The 20,752-nt window shown below is 67.5% G+C and carries 11 protein-coding genes; 7 read left to right on the top strand and 4 right to left on the bottom strand.

Annotated features, from left to right (window positions below; genetic code table 11):
• The first annotated feature begins 287 nt into the window (after window positions 1–287).
• On the top strand, window positions 288–2,594 hold the full coding sequence (ppsA, locus tag NA8_RS08735) for a phosphoenolpyruvate synthase (RefSeq protein WP_063049864.1): 2,307 nt from the start codon (window positions 288–290) through the stop codon (window positions 2,592–2,594).
• Between the two features lie 96 nt (window positions 2,595–2,690).
• On the opposite strand, the gene NA8_RS08730 is transcribed toward ppsA, so the two are convergent.
• From NA8_RS08730 to NA8_RS08720, 3 genes are all read right to left on the bottom strand, one after another.
• On the bottom strand, window positions 2,691–3,590 hold the full coding sequence (locus NA8_RS08730) for a universal stress protein (RefSeq protein ID WP_063049863.1): 900 nt from the start codon (window positions 3,588–3,590) through the stop codon (window positions 2,691–2,693).
• A 246-nt stretch (window positions 3,591–3,836) separates the two neighbouring features.
• Window positions 3,837–4,826 carry an Acg family FMN-binding oxidoreductase gene (locus NA8_RS08725; RefSeq protein ID WP_063049862.1) on the bottom strand — a complete coding sequence of 330 codons (990 nt, stop codon included), beginning with the start codon at window positions 4,824–4,826 and terminating at the stop codon, window positions 3,837–3,839.
• 10 nt (window positions 4,827–4,836) lie between these two features.
• Window positions 4,837–5,589, bottom strand: coding sequence for an SDR family NAD(P)-dependent oxidoreductase (locus NA8_RS08720; protein WP_063049861.1), 753 nt, complete (start codon window positions 5,587–5,589; stop codon window positions 4,837–4,839).
• Between the two features lie 591 nt (window positions 5,590–6,180).
• Here NA8_RS08720 and NA8_RS08715 point away from each other — a divergent pair.
• From NA8_RS08715 to NA8_RS08695, 4 genes are all read left to right on the top strand, one after another.
• Window positions 6,181–7,908, top strand: coding sequence for a sensor histidine kinase (locus NA8_RS08715; protein ID WP_063049860.1), 1,728 nt, complete (start codon window positions 6,181–6,183; stop codon window positions 7,906–7,908).
• A gap of 184 nt (window positions 7,909–8,092) precedes the next feature.
• The gene (locus NA8_RS34305) at window positions 8,093–8,560 is read left to right on the top strand and encodes a hypothetical protein (protein ID WP_063049859.1); all 468 of its coding nucleotides are present in this window, start codon (window positions 8,093–8,095) and stop codon (window positions 8,558–8,560) included.
• Window positions 8,557–9,993, top strand: coding sequence for a M48 family metalloprotease (locus NA8_RS33595; protein WP_063049858.1), 1,437 nt, complete (start codon window positions 8,557–8,559; stop codon window positions 9,991–9,993). The genes NA8_RS34305 and NA8_RS33595 overlap by 4 nt, the downstream gene beginning before the upstream one ends.
• A gap of 650 nt (window positions 9,994–10,643) precedes the next feature.
• Entirely contained in the window at window positions 10,644–11,204 is a 561-nt protein-coding gene (locus NA8_RS08695; RefSeq protein WP_157106594.1) for an EF-hand domain-containing protein, read from the top strand.
• Between the two features lie 184 nt (window positions 11,205–11,388).
• On the opposite strand, the gene NA8_RS08690 is transcribed toward NA8_RS08695, so the two are convergent.
• Entirely contained in the window at window positions 11,389–18,087 is a 6,699-nt protein-coding gene (locus tag NA8_RS08690) for a type I polyketide synthase (protein WP_063049855.1), read from the bottom strand.
• 167 nt (window positions 18,088–18,254) lie between these two features.
• On the opposite strand from NA8_RS08690, the gene NA8_RS08685 reads away from it, so the two are divergent.
• Both NA8_RS08685 and NA8_RS08680 read left to right on the top strand, forming a co-directional pair.
• A complete protein-coding gene (locus NA8_RS08685) occupies window positions 18,255–19,352 on the top strand; it encodes an AMP-binding protein (RefSeq protein ID WP_063049854.1) in 1,098 nt (365 codons plus the stop codon).
• Window positions 19,352–20,737: an aldehyde dehydrogenase family protein gene (locus NA8_RS08680; RefSeq protein ID WP_063049853.1), complete on the top strand. Its 1,386-nt coding sequence runs from the start codon at window positions 19,352–19,354 to the stop codon at window positions 20,735–20,737. The genes NA8_RS08685 and NA8_RS08680 overlap by 1 nt, the downstream gene beginning before the upstream one ends.
• Window positions 20,738–20,752: the final 15 nt, after the last annotated feature.

The following is a 20,752-nucleotide window of genomic DNA, read 5'->3' as shown; positions in this document are numbered from 1 at the left end:
TCGCTCCGCTCTCGGCCTGTCCGCGCGACCGGCGGCGCCGGGCCTGGTTCCCGTCCGCGACGGCGAACCACCGCACGCGGCGACATCGGTTTCCGGTTCGCGCGAAACCGCGGCCGACTTCCCGGCACCAGCGCCCGGTGGTCGAGACGAGTCAGGGCTTCCCGTGCGGCGGCGGGGGGCCGATGGGGGCCCGACGATGGGACCTTCGGCCGTGGTGAACGCACACGACGGTAGGCGAGTCTGACAACACAGGCGATGTGCCAAAAGTACGACCGATCGGAGCCGTTATGGGTGACTACGTAGCCGACCTCGGTGACCTGCGGCTGGCGGACGCAGATCGCGCAGGCGGCAAGGGCGCGAATCTCGGTGAGCTGGTGGCGGCGCACCTGCCGGTGCCACCCGGGTACGTGATCCTCAAATCGTGCTACGAGGAGGTGATCATCCACGGTCCGCATGGCGCGGAACTCGACACCTTGCATACCGAGGCGCTGCAGGCGGCGGCGGAGGGCGCCCGCTCGGACGCCGCGCGGCTGGACGAGCTGTGCACCCGGATGCGCAAGCTCGTCCACCAGACGCCGATGGCGGCAGGTGTGCACGACGCCGTGCTGGCGGCCTACCACCGACTGGGCGATTCGGTCCCGGTCGCGGTGCGCTCCTCCGCCGTCGGCGAGGACAGTGCCACCGCCTCCTTCGCCGGAATGAACCTGTCACGGACCAATATGCGCGGCGACGACCGGCTCATGGACGCCGTCGTCGACTGCTGGGCTTCGCTGTTCACCCCCCGGGTGCTCACCTACCGCGCCCGCCGCGACATGCACGAACGTCCGGATATCGCGGTGGTGGTGCAGCGCATGGTCACCGCCCGCAGGTCGGGTGTGGCTTTCACCGCCGATCCGGCGACCGGCAGACGGGATCGCGTGGTGATCGAGGCAGCGCGCGGCCAAGGGGAGGTCGTGGTCTCCGGAGCCACCGAGCCGGACACCTACATGCTCGACGCCAAGGGCCCCACACTGATCGCCGCACGCGCGGGCCGTCAGGGATTCGCCATAGTGGCCGGCCCCGACGGCGACCAACGGATCCAGCTCAGCGACGAAGAGGCAGCCGCCCAGGTGCTCAGCGAGGACGAGGCGGTGTCGGTAGCCCGGACGGCCCTGCAGGTACAGCAGCTGCACGGCGGCCTGCCGCAAGACGTCGAATGGGCATTCGACGACGAGCGGTTGTGGCTGGTACAGGCCCGGCCCATCACCACGCTGGCCGACCGGACCGATACGAAACCTTCGGTGCGCGCGCCCGCCCCGACCCAGGTACTGCTGCGGGGTCTCGCGGCCGCACCGGGCCGCGCCAGCGGCGCGGTGCGCATCCTGCGCTCACCGTCGGAGGGCTCGGCGCTGCGGGTCGGCGAGGTGCTCGTCGCGGCCATGACCAATCCGGACTGGTTGCCCACCATCTCGCGAGCGTCGGCCCTGGTCACCGACAGTGGGGGGATGACGTGTCACGCCGCCATCGTCGCGCGCGAACTCGGTGTGCCGTGCGTGGTCGGCACTCGCACGGCGACCACCACGCTCACCGAGGGCGCCACCGTCACCGTCGATGGCTCCACAGGCCAGATCCTCGCGGGGCGCTCGGAACCGGTACAGGCCGTTTCCCGGCCTGCGGCGCCGGCCGCCGCCGCGGAGTCGACCGCGACGCGCATATACGTCAATCTCGCACTACCGGAGGTCGCCGAACGTCTCGCGGCCACCGACGTCGACGGTGTCGGATTACTGCGGGCGGAAACGCTGATCACGCAGGCGCTCGACGGACGCCATCCGCGGGATCTGATCGCCCGCGGCGAGCAGGACACCTTCGTCGAACGTCTGTCGCAGTCCCTGCATCGAATCGCGACCGCGTTCGCCCCACGGCCTGTCGTCTATCGCGCGACCGATCTGCGGAGCAACGAATTTCGTGATCTCGTCGGCGGAGAACGCTACGAACCGGACGAACGCAATCCGATGATCGGATACCGCGGCTGCTACCGCTACATCCGCGAACCCGAGGTGTTCGCGCTCGAACTCACCGCTCTGGCTTCCGTACGCGAGAGAACACCGAATCTGCACTTGATGATCCCGTTCGTGCGCACCCGGTGGGAGCTGGAGGCATGCCTGGAGCTGGTCGACCACAGCCCGCTGGGCAGCCAGCGTGGACTGCACCGCTGGGTGATGGCCGAGGTGCCCTCCGTGGTGCACTGGCTGCCCGAATACGTGGGCCTCGGCATCGACGGCGTATCGATCGGCAGCAACGATCTCACCCAGCTGATGCTCGGCGTCGACCGCGACTCCACTACCTGTGCCGACCTGTTCGACGAATCCGACCCCGCAGTGCTGGACGCGATCGGGAAGATCATCGGGACCGCCCGGCGCCTGAGCATCACGTCCTCACTGTGCGGGCAGGCGCCTTCGACGCGTCCCGAATTCGCCGAATATCTGGTTCGGATGGGCATCACGTCGATCTCGGTGACACCGGACGCCGTGCCTGCCGCCCGTCGCGCGATTGCCGCGGCCGAGCGGCGAGTTCTGCTCGAGCAGGCGCTCCGGTCGCGAAACGAAGGCCGCTGAGACAAGCCGGCCGGTGGCTATGTCGGCGCCATGCGCGGACGGGCGACCGGCCGAGGACTCCGTTCCGAGCGCCAGGTGTCCCGTCGGGCCCCCGTCTCACGTCTGGCGCACCACAATGATCGGGCAATCCACCGCATGCAGCAGCGCCGCACTGGTGGAACCGAGCAACATGCCGGTGAACCCTCCGCGACCGTGACTACCCACCACGAGCAGTTGGGCTTCGTCCGATGAATCGACCAGGGAGCGCACCGGCCGGTCGCGCACCAGCACACGTCGCACCCGGACATCCGGGTAGCGTTCGCCGAAACCGGCGAGATTCTCCGCGAGCAACGCGTCCTCTCGCTCCCGCACCGCGTCCCAGCCGGGCATGAGGTCGATCCCGCTCGCATCGCTCCACGCATGCAACGCGATCACACCGACTTCACGGCGCGAGGCCTCCTCGAAGGCGAGTTCGATGGCGGGCACGCTGTTGTCGGTGCCGTCCACCCCCACCAGGACCGGTTTCCCCGAGGAGAAAGCGTCGGTTGCCGACGTCGAGCGCACGACCGCGACCGGACAGTGCGCGTGCCGGGTCATCGCCGTGCTCACCGAGCCGAGCAACTCACGCCGGAACGCTCCGAGCCCGCGACTGCCGACCACCAGCGTTCGCGCGCGCTGGGACCTTTCCAAAAGGTCGGGGATGACCGGCTCGTCCGTCAACTCGGTGCTGATCGCCAAAGCCTCGCCTGTCGCGGTCGTCCTGGCCACGCGGGCGGCCTCGGTGAGCACCCGTTCCCCGTCCTTGCGCAGCCACTCCACATCGGCTTCGGTCAGCATCGCGCCGACGTCGTACCCGGGCCGGACCGCGACGGAGGTGACGATATGCAGGCGGCAACGGTGCAACGCGGCGTCAGCCGCCGCCCACGCCGCCGCATGGTACGAAGTGGCCGAACCGTCCACCGCGACCACGATCGGCCGATCGGCCGGACCGTCGTCCGGGGTCGAGTTGTCCGTCATCGTGTTCTCCTCGGTCCGAGGTCGGTCATCTCATGTCCATGCCGACGATCCGCCCAGTCGGCGCCACTCGGCTGCCGAACGAGCGCTACGAGACCGGCCGGATAACCAGCCGATCGGTAGCACCTGCGCCTCCCGCCGACCGAGATGAGCATCCGGGGTTTGCCGTTCCACAGCCGGGATCGCCACCCGCGAACCGCCTGCGACGGACACCGCGGCACCTGACGCGCCCCTGACGGGCACGCTCTGTCACGGCTCCGACGGATCCAGCGGCTGCACCACTTCGTCGAGCGCGCGGCGGGGAGTGGGCGGGACCGGATCGGCGCTCGTAATCGCCCAGCCGATCCGAATGATGATCTGCGGATATCCGGTGTCGTCCAAGACGTGGGCGCGAATGCGCTTCCTGGTGTCGGCCAACTCCATCGGCTCGGTCAGCGGACACGTCGCCAATCCGAGGGTCGTGGCGGTCAACAGCACCGCACTCGCGGCCTCACCGGCACGCAACTGGGACAACCGGTCGTCACTGCTGGTGCTCAGCAGCATCATCCGGTCGGCCGCATCGATATCGCGCACCACAGCCTGCGGCAACCCCGGATTCGAGAACGGCCGCACCGTCGGATCGGCGTCGGTCAGCACCGCGTTGCGCGCGGGCACCCCTTGCGCTGCCGCGTGCCTGCCACTCCACTGCGCGAGTTCGGCACCGTAGGAGACGTCACGGGCATGTTGCCATGCCGCCTGTTCGAACGCTTGCAACAACTGCGTCCGCGCCGGTTCGGCATCGATATCGCGCACGAGCACTCCGGTCGCCGCCCCGGCTGCGATGAGGGCCTCGACATGCGCGGGCGGCACCTCCCAGGAACTGAAGCGGCGGCGATCTGTGCTGCGCCTGCTGATCGCGCGGGCCAACTCCACGTCCTGGGGTGTGCATGTGGTGGGACGGAACTCGACGGCTGCGAGGTGCTCGGGTGTGGCCGGGTTCGGCAGCCGATGGATCACCGTCTCCCACCCCTCCGCACGCGCCGCGACGCGCAGATGATGCAACGCCGCGCCACAACTCAGCAGCAGATCGCGTCCATCGGGGTCGGTGTGCGGCAGCCTTCGGCTCTCGTCGGCGAACAGGTGCACAGTCTCGTGGCCGAGCCGCCAAAGCCACGGCTGCGTGTTGTGGACCGACGGCGCCCGGGATGCCAGCGCCAACGCGGATCGAAGCGTTTCGTGATCGGGATGTGTTTTCGGCATCGTCGGCCTCTCATCGAGATTCGTCCGGCAGGCCCAACACCTGACCGGCAGTAGCGCCACCGTCGAGCACGAACTCCGAGCCGGTCGAGTAGGTGGCCTCGGTGACCAGGAACCGCACCATCGCAGCAACCTCCTCCGGCTGACCGAAGCGGGCCAGCGGCTGACTCGCGGTGACGGATTCGTCCATCGCCTCGGTCATCGGGGTGCGGATCGGGCCGGGATGAATAGAACACACACGAACGTTCGCGCGTCCCAGTTCCAGGGCGGCGGCCTTGGTCAGACCTCGCAAACCCCATTTGCTCGCGACATAGCCACCGATACCCGCGTATCCGATCAGCCCGGCAGTGGAGGAGATGTTGACGATGACCCCGCCGCCCGCAGCCCGCAACCGGGGCGCGGCCAGATGCATGCCCAGCCAGGCGCCGTAGAGGTTGACATCGACCACATGCCGGAACATCGCGGGAGATTCGGACTCCACATCACCGAAATCGACGATTCCCGCATTGTTGATCAACACCGCCAGCGGACCGAACTCTGCCTCGGCGTCATCCAGGACCGCACGCCAGCCCACCTCGTCGGTCACGTCGAGTCGGCGGAAGATCGCGCCCGAGCCGAGCGATTCGGCCAACGCGGAGCCCTCCCCTTCGAGCAGATCGCCGATGACGACCGAGATGTGCTCTTTCGCCAAGGCGGCCACGATGGCGGCGCCGATACCGCGCGCACCACCGGTGACGAGCGCGCTTCTGCCAATGAATTCGGCCATGGCAATCCCTTTCAGCCGGCTGTGCCGCTTTCCTCGTCGATTCAGCATGGCGCGAAGCGACTGCGGACGTGACGGCCGAAGGTCACCGATAACCGGGTCATCCGGCCACGATCGGCCGGCCTTACCGAGACGACACCTCTGCCGACAGAGCCGACGAACCCGGGCGTGCACCGACGAGCAGGCCATGCGCGACGCCATCCTCGCCGTGCCGGGCGCTCGCTGCTCGACAACCGCGAGCCGGCCCCCAGTGCGACCCCCCGATGCGCGCCGACCTCGAGCAAGACAGTCCCGTGGCCGGCTCACCGAGAACTATGTCCCCCGGCAGCTGGCCGAGTTCGTTCCAACCGACGCGCGCAGGCAGCCGTCTACGCGTCGAGACTCCGGTCGCAGCGGTCGGGCCCCGACAACGGCCTCTGACCGGCATCGAACCGCGTCATCTGTCGAACACCGAGCCACTGCCCGCCTCGACCCATCGGTCGCAGTCTCGAGTCGGTATCCGAAGCGTCGGACGTCCACCCCGCCCCGGCAAGTGAACTAGTGTTGCATTGTGGTCGTCTGCCAAGGACAGATCGAAGGCCGGGAGCAGTCGAGATGACCGAGTACGTGTCGGCCGACTCCTACTCGGTGCGCGATACCCTCTCGCAACTGCGGCTGCGCGAACTGCTCGGCGAGGTCAAGGATCGCGTCGAGCAGATGATCGACGCCCGCGACCGGATGGACGGTCTGATCGAGGCCATGCTCACCGTCACCTCCGGCCTGGACTTGGACCGCACCCTGCGCACCATCGTGCACACCGCGATCTCCCTGGTCGACGCCCGCTACGGCGCGCTCGGCGTCCGTGGTCACGACCAGCAACTCATCCAGTTCATCTACGAGGGCATCGACGAACCGACCCGCGAACGCATCGGTGACCTCCCCCAAGGCCACGGCGTGCTCGGACTGCTGTTCAGCCAGCCCAAACCCATCCGGCTGGACAACCTCGCCGACCACCCCTGCTCGGTCGGCTTCCCCGCCCACCATCCACCGATGCGAGCCTTCCTCGGTGTGCCCGTCCGTATCCGCGACGAAGTATTCGGCAACCTGTACCTCACCGAGAAAACCGGCGGCCAGCCGTTCACCGAGGACGACGAGGTCATCGTGCGAGCCCTGGCCGCCGCGGCGGGCATCGCGATCGACAACGCCCACCTCTATGAATCCGCCCGCACCCGGCAAGCCTGGATCGAAGCCACCCGTGACATCACCACCGAATTCCTCGCGGGCACCGCCCCCGATCGAGTCCTGACCCACCTGGTGGAGGCCACCTGCCGGCTCACCGGCTCGCAACGGACCTTTCTGGCGGTCGTCCCGGACCCCGAGAGCACGCCCGATGAGATCACCGAACTGCTCATCACCCACGCCGCAGGCGCCCAAGACAGCCTGCGACCCGTCAAGCTGCCCTCGCGCGACACCAGCATCACCACAGCGCTCCGGTCGCACGCCCCCCAACGGCTCGGCGACGCCCGCCGCACCGATCTCGGCGAGATCTTCACCGACTCGGGCCCCGCCCTGGTCTTGCCGATGCAGACATCCGACTCCACCGTCGGCGTCCTGATCGCACTACGCGCAGTCGAATCGGCACCCTACGACGACGGGATCTTGGAACTGACGGTCGCGTTCGCCAACCAAGCTGCCCTGGCGATGCAGCTGGCCGACGCACAACGGCGCATGCGGGAACTGGACATCCTGTCCGACCGCGACCGCATCGCCCGCGACCTGCACGACCACGTCATCCAGCGACTGTTCGCCGTCGGGCTCAGCCTGCAAGGCGTCGTCCCCCGCACCCGCGTCCCCGAAGTGCGCGAACGCGTCACCGACGCTATCAACGACCTGCAAGATGTCGTCCAGGAAATCCGCACCTCGATCTTCGATCTGCACGGCGGCAACGGCCACAGCACGCAAGTACGCCAACGGCTCGAGGAAGCCATCCGCCAGCAAACCGCCCCCAGCGACATCCGCACCTCCGTACGCATCAGCGGACCGCTCTCGGTGATCGATCCGGAGCTGGCCGATCACGCCGAAGCCGTTGTCCGCGAAGGCGTCAGCAACGCTGTGCGGCATTCCGGCGCGGATTCGGTCGCGATCGAGATCACGGTGGCCGACGACCTGACCGTCGTCATCGAGGACGACGGATGCGGAATCCCGCCGGACGTCACTTCGAGTGGCCTGCGAAATCTGGCCCAGCGGGCTGAACAAGCCGCCGGAACCTGCACCGTCACAGCTGGCAACGGCCCGGAAGGAAGAGTGGGCACCCGGCTGTGCTGGCAGGTGCCGCTGCGCTGAAATCCGGCGGCGAGGGGCAGGCCCCGACTTCGACGACTTCGCTACAGAGATCGACGGACGTGCCGCGGGTGAGCGACCCCCGACCACACCTGAAATTGTCCGAACCGCTTCGGTACGCGAGAACCCTGAGGGGCCCGATCGGTACTATCGCAGTTTCGGCAGACCTGACGGGTAGGGGGTGCTCATGGTCACGACAGTGCGTCAAATCGTGTGGGACGTAGTCGGAAGCAAGGTTCCGGAAGAGCGGTGGCTACTGGAAAATCTGGATTCCCTGGACGATGAGCAGGTGAGTCGTTCGCTGCGTCGCGCCGCTGCGCGATGGCGGGGACCGCTACGTTTCGGGCTCCCCGACATCGCGCCGTTCGTGGTGCCGCTGGTCTGGATGGTGGTCGAACAGCTTTCCGACCATGCGACCGGGAAGGCGGTCGATGCGGCCACGAGCAGGATCGGTACTCGTGTGCGCGCCATGGTCGGCAGGCGGCGTGCGCCCGAGCCGACGGTGCCACCGGTGGATCCGGAGACGCTGCGGCACGTGCGGAGCCGGATCGTCGATGGCGCGGTCGCACGCGGATTCGACAGCGCCCGAGCCGAGGAGCTGGCCGAGGAGGTCGTCGCCCGGCTCCGGGCGATCGAACCGGACATCGGACAGTGACCAGCAACACCGACGGCTCTCGACGGCATCGCGGCTTTCTCTCCTGGGGCACCCGGCGCCGTTGCGTGCTGCTGCTGGCAGTGATCCCGACATGGTCGCTCATCCTGTCCACCCGGATGCTGCTCGCATTACGGGGTGAAGCCACATACCGACGCTGTCTGGACGCGGCCGGATTCGATCCGGCCGACCTTGGCGACGTGACTGTACTGCGACTTTCCATCGAATTCGGCCGCTATTCGCATTGCCTTCCGGAAACTGTTTCCCAGGCGGTGCGGCCGGCGCTTTGGTGGACCGCCGGGGTGCTGCTCGCAGCGTTGGTCATCTACTGGATCGGGCCGCTGTGGGCTCGACGTACGGTGCTGGGGACGATGCCCGCCCAGATGCGAGCCACCGTCGACAGCCTGATCGAGATCGCCGGACTCGCCTCGCGCCCACCGAAGTTCGTTGTCGCGATCTTCGACCCCACCAAGGATGCTGTCACCATTCGCCGCGCGGGCCGACCGATGATCTGCCTCGGCGCGGGTCTGGTCAAGGAGGAGTTGGGCAGGACTGGACGGCGCGGGCAGGAGCGCAAGCCCGATACCTTTCGGGCGGTGGTGCTGCATGAATTAGCCCACGTCCACAATCGGGACGTCCTGATCGGATACGGTGCGCGCGCCCTGTGGCTGACGTTCGTCATCGGTGTCGCCGTGCCCGCAGCGGCAGTGCATCTCTGGTTGTCCACCGGTCTGGTCGCGACGGCCTCCTACTCTCAGCACTGGCCGAACGGTGCCGTGAACCCGTGGCGCGAGTTGGTCTTTCTCGGATCGCTGATCGTGACGGGCCATCTGATCTACGCGGGGCTGCAACGCACTCGGGAACAAGTAGCCGATCACGACGCACGTGTATGGGGAGCCGACCCTGCGGCGTGGACGGTGCTGGAGCACGGCACCGGGGAGCCGGCGCAGATCCGTCGCGCCGACCGGTGGTCTCTCCCGCGCTGGACCGATGGAGGAACTCACCGTCCGATCGCTCTGGTCGCCGGGGTCCTGAACGGACTCGCCACCCGGCTGGCCGAGAGCTGGCAGACGCATCCGATGAGCGCCAGGAGGTGCCGGTGGCTGGCGGAATCCGGGTTCATCGACGACAATCACGGCAAGATCATGCCCAGCTTCCTCGCAATGGGAGCGTGCATGCTGACCGCGGCCGGGATGAATCGCGTCTGGCCCGGCATCGAAGGCGTCCCGCGCATCGTATTGATAATCTCGGTCGTGCTGACGCTCGCCGTACTGTTCTCACTGAGCGACGGCATTTCCAAGGGAAAGACCCATCAATGGAAACACTCCGCCGCCGGTGACCGTCACGATAGCCCCGATCTGCCGAACTTCGCCGATTCCGGTCCATTCGAGATGCCATGGTGGCACCACGACGACGACAACAGATGGTTTCCCTAGTCCCCGCTCTCCGGACGGGCGATCAACCGCCGCCGTCCTCGTCGATGGCTTCTTCGCATAAGACCAACGTTGCACCACACGGTGATCCAGGGAATCAGCCCGGTGCTCCCGGAACACGATCGCCTTCGACCCGGGCACCTCGAACGAGCCGCCGAACCCGCGATTTCGGCCCCGGCACTGACCTCCGGCTTCCAGCCCGATTCCGCCGCAAGGCCGGAATACAAGCCGGTCGGAGAGTTCGGCCACCGTCCGGGTGCCGCCCGACTGCTGCAGCTCCAGGAGTGTCAGCGCGCGGCCGGTTGGTCGGGGCATGGTGGCAGCCTGACGCGAATACAGGACCGATTCTGTCCACTATTTCTCCTAGCCTGCGACGAGCACGCCTCCAGCACAGCCAATGAGCTTCCCATGGACTTCGTCTCAATCCGCATCATCACCAGCGACGTCGCACGCCTCGTCGACTTCTACGAGCGAGCCACAGGGGCGCGGGCGACGTGGGCCGCGGATGGTTGATACCACAGCTGCGGACCGGCGATTCCGGCATTTCTCCCCGAGCACGCCTAGCCGCTCGATATGCTGGACCGGCACTCGGTCGTGTCAGGACGAGTTCGCTTCTCGGCTGTAATGTCAAGAGAGAAAGAGTGTTCAGGAACATGATCTCTGATTTTCTCGACCGCAAACTCAGCAAGCGCTTCCATGCCTACGACGTGAATGGGGACGGTGTCATCGAGCGCGGCGACTTCGCGCTCGCGGTGGAACGTATGGGACAGGCTTTCGGACGGGAACCCGATGACCCCGAGATGCAGCGGGTCGCGGAGTTGAATTTCGCTGTGTGGGATCGACTGGTCGCTCATTGCGACGCGAACAGCGACGGGAAGGTAAGCGAAGAAGAGTTCAAAGAAGCGTCTCTGTCGGGTTCGTTGGAGACGGTCGACTCGTTCGAAGAAGACTACCTTCCCCTGATCAACGCGGCTCTGGACATCGCGGACGCCGATCGTGACGGAAAGCTGACCGCGACCGAGTTCACTCTGTGGGCCGGTTCACTGCTGAATCATTCGCAGCCCGAGATCGATGAAATTCTCCGTCATTTCGATCGCGACGACGACGGACTGATCTCACGAGAGATCATCCTCGCCTCGATCCACGAATACTTCTTCAACGACTCGCCGGACTCGGCGGGAAGCTGGGTGGTCGATCCGTCTCCCGGCCAATAATTTCGAGGATTCCGGGGAAGTCGTTTCCGCTGTTTGGCGGCTTTTTCATCCCTGCGCTCCCGGCGGCCTCCGGGAGCGCAGGGATGATTCTGTATATTCGAAATCTCACTCGCATTACTCTGGCGCATACCTCATTCCACGAAAGGTCTCCGAATACAGCCATCACTGTCACCGCGGCTGTGTGTTATCGGTCGGCAGGCGCTTCCAGTACGGCATCGGCGTTGGAGTGGGGAACTTCCATCGTTTGAGAGGCCGGTGCGAGGGTAGTTCCGCTCCGCAGAAGTTCTCTGCCCAGTTGGTGTGCCAGAGCTGTGGAGTTCGGATGGTCGAACAACGCATCGGTTCCCAGGTGTAGGCCGGCGATTCGGTTGAGGCGGTTACGGAGTTCCACAGTGGTGAGCGAGTCGAAGCCGAGGTCTTGGAACTTTTCGTCGGGGGCGACCGTGTGGCCGGCGGGGTATCCCAGCACATCGGCTGCCTGAGTGAGAACCAATTCCAGCAAGAGACGGTGTTGTTCCGCCGCGCCGGCTCCTGCCAACCGCTGCGCCCAGGATGATGGGCTGTCGTGGTGTGCTCGCACGCCGACAGGGACGCCGCGGCGCGGAACGAGGTCGCGCAGCAGCAGTGGCTGCTCGAGATGGGATGAGCGCAGAGCCGCCAGATTCCACCGCATCGCGGCTGTCATCGCTCGTGCGCTGCCTCTGGCCGCGTCGAACAGCGTCAAGCCTTCGGTGGCCGACAGCGCCACCACCCCGCCACGGATGAGACGTTGCTGCCTGATGCGGTCCACCCCGCTACTGATCCGTGAAGGCGGTGCCCACAGGCCCCAGGCCACCGAGCAGGCGGGGAGTCCTTGTGCGCGCCGGTGGTAGGCCATGGCGTCCAGGAAAGTGTTGGCGGCGGCGTAGTTTGCTTGGCCCGCGTTGCCGAACAGGCCCGCGCCGGACGAGAACATGATGAATTCCGCCAGGTCCAAGTCGCGGGTGAGCTCGTGCAGGTGGATGGTGGCATCGAGCTTCGGCCGCAGTACCCGCTCCAACTTGTCGGTGTCGAGAGATTCGAGTGTCCCGTCATCCACCGCGCCCGCCGCGTGCACGACAGAACCCAGTGAGGGTATCGATGACAGTAGTGCGGCGACTTCTTCTCGATCCGAGACATCGCAGGAGACGATGCGGATTTCGGCGCCGACCGCGGCCAGTTCGGTGGCGAGATCAGGTGCGGTTTCGGTCGTCGTTCCGCTCCGGCCGGCCAGTACCAGTCGCCGCACGCCGTGTTCGGTCGCGAGGTGTCGGGCGAGGATCGTCCCGAGTGTGCCGGTGCCTCCGGTGATGAGCACGGTTCTCTCGGGATTCGGCTCGACCGGGACGGTCAGTACTACCTTGCCGGTGTGCCGGGCATGGCTGACGAATCGCAGTGCCTCACCTGCCTGCCGGATGTCCCAGGCGTGAATCGGCAGCGGGCGGATGGCTCCGTTCTCGACCAGAACGACCAGCTCAGCGAACTTTTCCTCGAGGCGAGCTGGTCCCAGGTCTCCTAGGTCGAAGGGTTGGTAGCTCACTCCGGGATGTTCGGCTGTGACGGTTCGAGGCTCACGGACGTCGGTCTTGCCCATCTCGATGAAGCGCCCGCCCTGGCGTAGCAGACGCAACGAGGCGTCTGTGAATTCCCGAGACAGGGCATTGAGCACCACGTCGACTCCACCCCCAGCGGTGGTGCGCTGGAAGTGTTCTTCGAACTCGAGCGTGCGCGAAGAGGCGATGTGCCGGTCGTCGATGCCCTGCTCGTACAGGGCTTCCCATTTGCCGGGGCTGGCCGTGGCATACGCCTCTGCCCCGATGTGCCGGGCCAGTTGCAGGGCGGCCATGCCCACCCCACCGGCGGCGGAATGGATGAGGACCGATTCCCCGCGCGTCAGGCCCGCCAGGTCCAGCAAGGCGTAGTGGGCCGTCAGGAAGGCGATAGGGAACCCGGCTGCCTGGGCGAATGACCAGCCGGCGGGGATCAGGACCAGGGCCCGGTGGTCGGCATCGACCGATGACGCGAAGCCTCCTGAGACCACGCCCATCACTCGATCGCCCTGGACGAACCCGGTGACCCCGGTACCCACCTCTGTCACCACCCCGGCTACCTCGCGCCCCATCGTGGCCTCGCCCGGGTAGATGTCCAAGGCGATCATCACATCGCGGAAGTTGATGCCTGCCGCTCGCACCGAGATCCGGACCTGGCCCGCCCGAAGCGGACCGTACGACCGTGATTCGAGGGTCCATCGGTCGAGATCGCCCGGCTCCGTGGGAGCGAGACGCCACGGTGAGCCGTCGACGGACGGCCGGAGCTCGTCGGGCACGGTGTCCGCACGTGCCAACCGAGGCACGTAGAGTGTGTTCGCCCGGAAAGCCGACTGCGGCTGTCCGGACGCGCGAGCCGCTGCCAGCGCTTGGGGTAGGTCGGCGCCCTTCTCCACGTCGAGCAGCAGGATCCGCTCGGGGTTCTCGGTCTGCGCGACCCGGACCAGTCCCCAGATAGGTGCACAGGCAAGGTTTTCCACGCGATCTCCTGAGATGGCGGACACTGCCTCTCGGGTCACTACGGCAAGTCGAGTTCCGGCGAAACGATCGTCTGCGAGCCAGGCCTGGAGCAGGTGCAGAATCTGGGCGCTCATGACGTGTGTTCGCCGGATCAGCGTGCTGTCCTCTTCCACACCGACGCACGGAACCAACACGACATCCGGTACGGGGGTCCCCCCGGCCACCGAGAGGACGAGCGCTGACCAGTCGGGCGCCGCCACGACCGAGTGTCCGTTCGCTTCGAGCGCCGCGGCCATAGGGAGTCGGTCGGGACCCAGTACGGCGTAGGCGCAGTCATCGGACCACGCCCATGCGTCCGGCTCGGGGGCGCGAACCCAGTCGAGCCGGAACAGGGCTTCGGCGGCGGATTGTTTGCCCACTCCGGTCGGCATCGCCGGCCGCAGAACGAGCGAGGCGACCTCGATGACCGGTCTGCCGGCCTCGTCTGTCACGGTGAGGGACAGCTCGATCGAGTCCTTGGTGTCGGTCCTCCCTGGCCGGAGCCTGGCCCGCAGCACGGAAGCACCGGGTGCGTACCGATCGACGCCGCTCCACGAGAAGGGCAGCCACAGTTCGGCCGGCCCCTCGGCGAACCGTGCCACCGCGAACCGAGTCGCGTGCAGCACTGTGTCGAGCAGTGCGGGATGTACGCCGAACCCGCTCGGGGGCAGCCCCTCCGGGAGACTCGCCTCCACATACACGTCCGTTTCCAACTGCCAGGCGGCCCGTAGGCCACGGAACGCCGGCCCGTAGTCCATCTCACGTCCGGCCAATTGCCGATAGAGATCGTCGAGTGGGATCGGCACGGCATTCGGTGGGGGCCACGGCGCATCCCCAGCCCACGACCACGCCGGCGACTCGGACGGTAGCCCGGTGACGGGGGCCACGGTACCGGTCGCGTGTCGTGTCCATGAACCGGGCTCGGCGACACCGGGATCGGCTTCGGGCCGAGCGTAGATGGTCAGCTGCCGGTCCCCGCTCTCGCCTGGCGGACCGACCTCGACTTGGAGCAGCACCTCGCACTCGTCGGGCACCGGCAGCGGCGCGTGCAGGATCAGCTCGTCCAGGCGACCACAGCCGAGTCGTTCGCCGGCGTGTGATGCCAGCTCGAGCAGTGCCGTGCCAGGGAACACCGCAGCGCCTCCGATGGCGTGTTCGGAAAGCCATGGGTCGGTCCTGGGTGTCAGTCGGCCGCTGTAGACGTGCCCGCCCGAACCGGCGAGTTCGACCGGAGCCGTCAACCACGGGTGGTCGGCGACAGCGGGGGCGACGGGGATGGCTCGGCGTCCGACCACCGCTCCCTCGGGCCAGTACCGGTGACGCTGGAAGGCATACGTGGGCAGGTCCACCTGCCGCGGCCGTAGCGCGGCGAAGAGGGTGTCCCAGTGCAGCGTCACACCGTGGACGTGCGCCCTGGCCAGAGCGGTCGCTATGGCCGAGGCCTCGGGCTTGCGGCGGCTCAGGGCCGGGCCGAACGACTGTGCCTCGGGCAGGCAATCGCGGACCAGCGCGGTCAGCACGCCATCCGGGCCGACTTCCAGGTAGCCGGTCACACCGTCGGCGTTCATCCGGCGCAGCCCATCGTGGAAGCGCACTGTCTCCCGGACGTGCCGAACCCAGTATGCCGGGGAACACGCCTGTTCCGCTGTGAGCGGAGCGCCGGTGACATTCGAGATGAGCGGGATACGGGGCGGGGCATAGCAGAGTTTCTCGGCCACCTGCCGAAATCGCTCGAGCATGCCGCCCATCCGCGGAGAGTGAAAGGCGTGGCCGACTCGCAGCCGCTGCGTCCGACGCCCCGATGCCTCCCAGTACGCGGACTGATCGGCGATTGCCTCCTCATCCCCGGACAGCACCACAGCCCGTGGACCGTTCACCGCGGCGATCGCCAACTCGTGCTCGTGACCGGCCAGTGCCTCGGCGGCTTCTTGCTCGCTCGCCGCCACCGCCAGCATCGCGCCGCCCGCGGGCAACTCCTGCATCAGCCGGCCTCGTGCCGCGACCAGCGCGCAGGTGTCCGCCAGCGAGAGCACGCCCGCGATATGCGCCGCGGCGAGTTCTCCGACGGAGTGGCCGAACAGAACGTCCGGCCGTAGGCCCGCCACCTCGAGGAGACGGAAGAGCGCGAGTTCGCAAGCCAGCAGCGCTGGTTGGGTGAAGTCGGTTCGGGCGAGCAGCGCGGCGTCCGGTGACCCCTCGTCGGCGAAGACGACCTCCAACAGCGGCCGGTCCAGCAATGGGTCCAGATGCGCGCAAACGACGTCGAGGGCCTCGGCGAAAACCGGCGAGCGGTCGTACAGTTCCCGGCCCATGCCCGCGCGTTGAGCGCCCTGACCGGTGAACAAGAACGCGATCTTCGGGTCGGGCACGGCGGTGCCGAGGATCACTCCGGGCGTCTCACGCTCCTCGGCGATCGCCTCCAGGCCCTCGAGGTAGCCGTCCCGGTCGGCGGCGAGCACCACGCCGCGGTGCGGGAACGCCGTACGGGTGGTGGCCAACGTGTAGGCCACGTCCACCACCGACAGCTCCGGGCGAGAGCGCAGGTGGCCGACGAGCCGATCCGCTTGGGCGCGCCGCGCGAGCGCACCCCGACCGGACACCACCCAGGGCACGGTCCCGGGCTCGGGTGCCGCGACCGGATGCGAGCCGGCGTCACCGTCGGGCTCGCGAGCTTCCTCGAGGATTACGTGCGCATTGGTGCCGCTGATCCCGAACGAGGACACCCCGGCGCGGCGCGGCCCTTCGAGTTCCGGCCACGGCCGTGTCTCGGTCAACAGTGACAGCCCGTTCGCCGACCAGTCCAGCGGCGCCGGTCGGTCGACGTGCAGCGTCCTGGGCAGCACTCCATGGCGCATGGCCTGCACGGTCTTGATGATTCCGGCGATTCCGGCGGCGGCCACCGTGTGGGTCAGATTCGATTTCACCGATCCGAGCCACAGCGGCCGTTCGGGGGTGCGGTCGCGGCCGTAGACCGCCATGAGTGCCTGTGCCTCGATCGGATCGCCCAGCTTCGTTCCGGTGCCATGGGCCTCGACCATGTCGATGTCGTGCGGTGTCAGGGCGGCGTTGGCCAGCGCCTGACGGATGACCCGGCGCTGGGCCGGTCCGTGCGGGGCGGTCAACCCGTTGCTCCTGCCGTCCTGATTGACCGCCGTCCCGCGGACGACAGCGAGTACCCGATGGCCGCGTCTGCGGGCGTCGGTCAGCCGCTCGACCAGCAGCATCGCCACCCCTTCGCCCCAGACGGTCCCGTCGGCGCCCGCGGCGAACGCTTTGCATCGCGCGTCCGGCGCCAGGGCGCGTTGCCGGCTGAACTGTACGAAGGGTTGCGGAGTGCAGAGGACCGTCACGCCTCCCGCGATGGCCAGCGAGCACTCGCCCGCCCGCAGCGCCTGACCGGCCAGGTGCAACGCCACCAAGGACGACGAGCACGCGGTGTCCACCGTCAGAGCCGGGCCTTCGAAGCCGAAGGTATAGGCCACACGCCCGGAGGCGACCGCGAACGAGTCGGAGGCACCCACGAATCGCCCGGCCGTGTCCGACTCCTGTGTCATCGAGTCGTATCCGAAGGTGCTCATCCCGAGGTATACGCCCGTCGGGGTAGCGCGCAGGGTGGTCGGGTCGATGCGAGCGTGTTCGAGCACCTCCCACGCGGCTTCCAGTACCAGACGCTGCTGTGGGTCCATCGCTACCGCCTCGCGGGGAGAGATACCGAAGAACGCCGCGTCGAACATGTCGGCATCGGCTAGGAAGCCGCCGTGCCGCACGTAGCAGGTGCCCGCGCGGTCCGGGTCCGGGTCGAACAGGTTGTCCAGGTCCCAGCCCCGATTCATCGGGAAGGGGGACACGGCCGAACGTTCCTCGGTGACCAGGCGCCAGAGGTCGTCGGGGGATGCCACTGCACCGGGCAGCCGACAGCTCATACCGACGATCGCCAGCGGCTCATCGATGGCGGCGGGTGTGGCGTGGAGCGTGGCCTCGGTGATTCCGGATGCCGCCGCGTCCGAGGCCGTCAGTACGGACCGCAGGTGCTCGGCCAGCGCTCGTGGCGTCGGATATTCGAAGACGGCGTTCGCCTCTATGGGCACGTCGAGCGCCTCGGCCAGGAGGTTGGCCAGCCGCACGCCGGCCAGCGATCCCAGGCCGGAGTCCCAGAATGCTCTGTCGACCGGGATGGCGGCACGCTCGTTCCCGATCGCTCGGGCGGCCGCGTCGCGGATCAGCTCGATGAGCCGCCGCTCGCCGTCGACGGAGCCGGATTCGAAGTCGTTGAGATACAGACGATCTGAGGGTACGAGCGGCTCGTCGCTACGGTTCAACGCGCACTCCCTTGGTGGGCCGGTACATCACCGATCTGTTACAGCGTTCGCTGACAAGGACTCTCGAATCACGCGATCGGGCCCTCGGATCCGCATCGCCATAGAAGAATGACTGATAGCGTAACGCGTTGCCGAGTCGAATACCGTTGGTATCGAGAGGGTTTCATATGCCAAGTTTTCCGGAACCGGTGCTGGAAACGCCCATCGGAGAGACGCCCGACACCGCCGAATTCTTGGCCGCCGCCATGCGCTGGCACTTCGGGCCGGAGACCGGCTCGACCTTCTGGCTTCAGCGCGCCGCGACCCTCGGCTTCGACCCGGTGCGCGATGTGCGGTCCCTCACCGATCTTCGACTCTTTCCCAATGTCGTCGACGAACTGCGCACGGTGCCGGTGGAGCATCTGATCCCACGTGGATACGGCGGAGGCGCCTCGGTCTTCGGTGTCTACGAGAGCGGGGGCACCACGGGCAGCCCCAAACGCCTGCCCTTCCTCGCCGACTGGATGGACCGCGTCATCACCTGGGCGATGCGGGACATGGACGCACGAGACCACCCGCGGAACGTCAACTGGCTGACACTGGTTCCGAGCGGGCCGCAACTGTTCGGCGACTGGACCGCGGAACTGGTCCGCCGCCGGGGCGGGGTCCGTTTCTGCATCAACATGGATCCGCGTTGGGTGAAGAGGACGATCGGCGCAGGCGAGACCGATATCGCGGATCGGTACGTCGATCATCTGATCGCGCAGAGTGCGCACATCCTGCGCAGTCAGCAGGTCGGGGTACTGGTATCCACGCCTCCCCTGCTGGAGCGCCTGTGCCGCGACGAGGAACTGGTCGATCTGATCAATGCCAAGGTGCGGCTGATCGTCTGGGGCGGAGCGCGAATGGATCCGGACACCCGCCGGGTACTGCGCACCGACGTGTTCCCCGGCGTCGAACTGTACGGCTACTACGGCAACGTCACTATGCTCGGCACCACGATCGAACGCCCCGGTTCCGACGACGCGCGGTGTATCTTCGACACCTTCTCGCCGCACATCGTGCTCTCGGTCGTCGATACCGCCACCGGAGAGCCTGTCGCCTACGGCGAGCGCGGCCAGGTGATCGTGAACCATCTCAGCCGGGCCATGTTGCTGCCCAACAACTCAGAGCGCGATCTGGCCATCCGGATCGAGCCGCCGGCGGGACAACTCGGTGACTCCGTTGCCGACATCACCTCGATGACCTCCTTCGCCGGGGAAACGGTCATCGAGGGAGTGTATTGATGGCCGCCCCGGCGCAACTCGATGTGCTCGGTCCACGGGGTGCGTTCCGCGCCCTCACCCGCCATACGCTCGAAGACGTGACCGGCACACCGGCGGCGGAGCTGAGCCTGGCTCCACCGGTGTTCGTGAGTCGCGCTCTCACCGCCCTACGGAGAGCGCCCACCCCGCCGCGGCGCGAGCGAATGGCCGCGCTGGCCCGCGCGGGTCACCTGTTCGCGGAGGCCTCTCTGGGCGGATTGTCACCTGAGGATTACCAGTACCTGGTCTGCCGGGTCAGTGGAGTACCCGCCGCGGTGGTGCGACGCGCGACGCGGTGGATCGAGAGCTGCGCCGTGGGAGCGGACCGTGCCGCGGCCGATGCGTGTCCCCGCGCGGCGGCGGGCGAGGATTCCGCCATCCGTTCCGGCTCGGACCCGGAAACCCGGCACATCAGGTGGGCCCGGCGCGGCGATGTCCTGGCGGTCGGTGCGGCAGGCAATCACCCTGCGGTGCAATCGCAGTGGCTGGATGCGCTGGCACTCGGTTATCGGGTCGCCGTGCGGCCGTCGTGGCACGAGCCGTTCACCCCGCACCGGCTGGTTGCCGCGTTGCGGGCGGCCGGGTTCGGCGCCGACCAGGTGATGCTGCTGCCGACCGACCAGGAGGGCGTCGATGCCCTGATCGGCGGCGCGGACCTGGCCGTGGTGTACGGCCGTGACATGGTCGGTCGGTACGCGACGGACCGTAAGGTTGCCACGCACGCGGCCGGAAGGTCGAAGATCCTGCTCACCGGTGAGGACTGGCGCGACCATCTGGACATGGTGGCGTACTCCGTAAGTCATGACGGTGGCACCGCGTGCGTGAACGCGACGGCGGTCTTCGTCGAGGGTGATCCCGCGCCCTTCGCCGAAGCCCTCGCCACGCGGCTGGCGGAGCTGCCGAGTTCGCCGCCGGAGGACGATCGGGCCGTGCTGCCCGTACGCCGGCTCGACGAGGCGCGGGTGATCGAGAAATACCTGCTGCGCCACGCGCAGAGCGTCCGGACATGGCTCGGCGATGATGGGATCGTGGACCCGTTGGGCGACGGCAGCGCTGTGCTGCGCCCGGCGGTGTTCCAGCTGGACCGGGCCGACGCCCCCCAGGCCAACCTGGAGCTGCCCTTCCCGTGTGTCTGGGTCGCCCCATGGTCGCCGTCGGACGGTCTGGCGCCCCTGCGGGACACCCTTGTGCTCACAGTGGTCACTTGCGACGACGCTCTCATCGATCGCCTGGTGGCCGAGCCGTCGATCGGCAATGTCCATGTCGGTAACCATCCGACGTGCGCGATGGAGCCGGGGCATCCGCAAGACGGGTACCTCGCCGAATTCCTCATGCGCAGCAAGACGGTGGTGCAACGAAAGAGGTGATCGCCTGACCGAAAG

The sequence above is a fragment of the Nocardia arthritidis NBRC 100137 genome (assembly GCF_001612765.1).
GTDB classification, from domain to species: domain Bacteria; phylum Actinomycetota; class Actinomycetes; order Mycobacteriales; family Mycobacteriaceae; genus Nocardia; species Nocardia arthritidis.
Note: the sequence above shows the minus strand (reverse complement) of the source record. Positions and strands in the feature narration are given on the sequence as shown.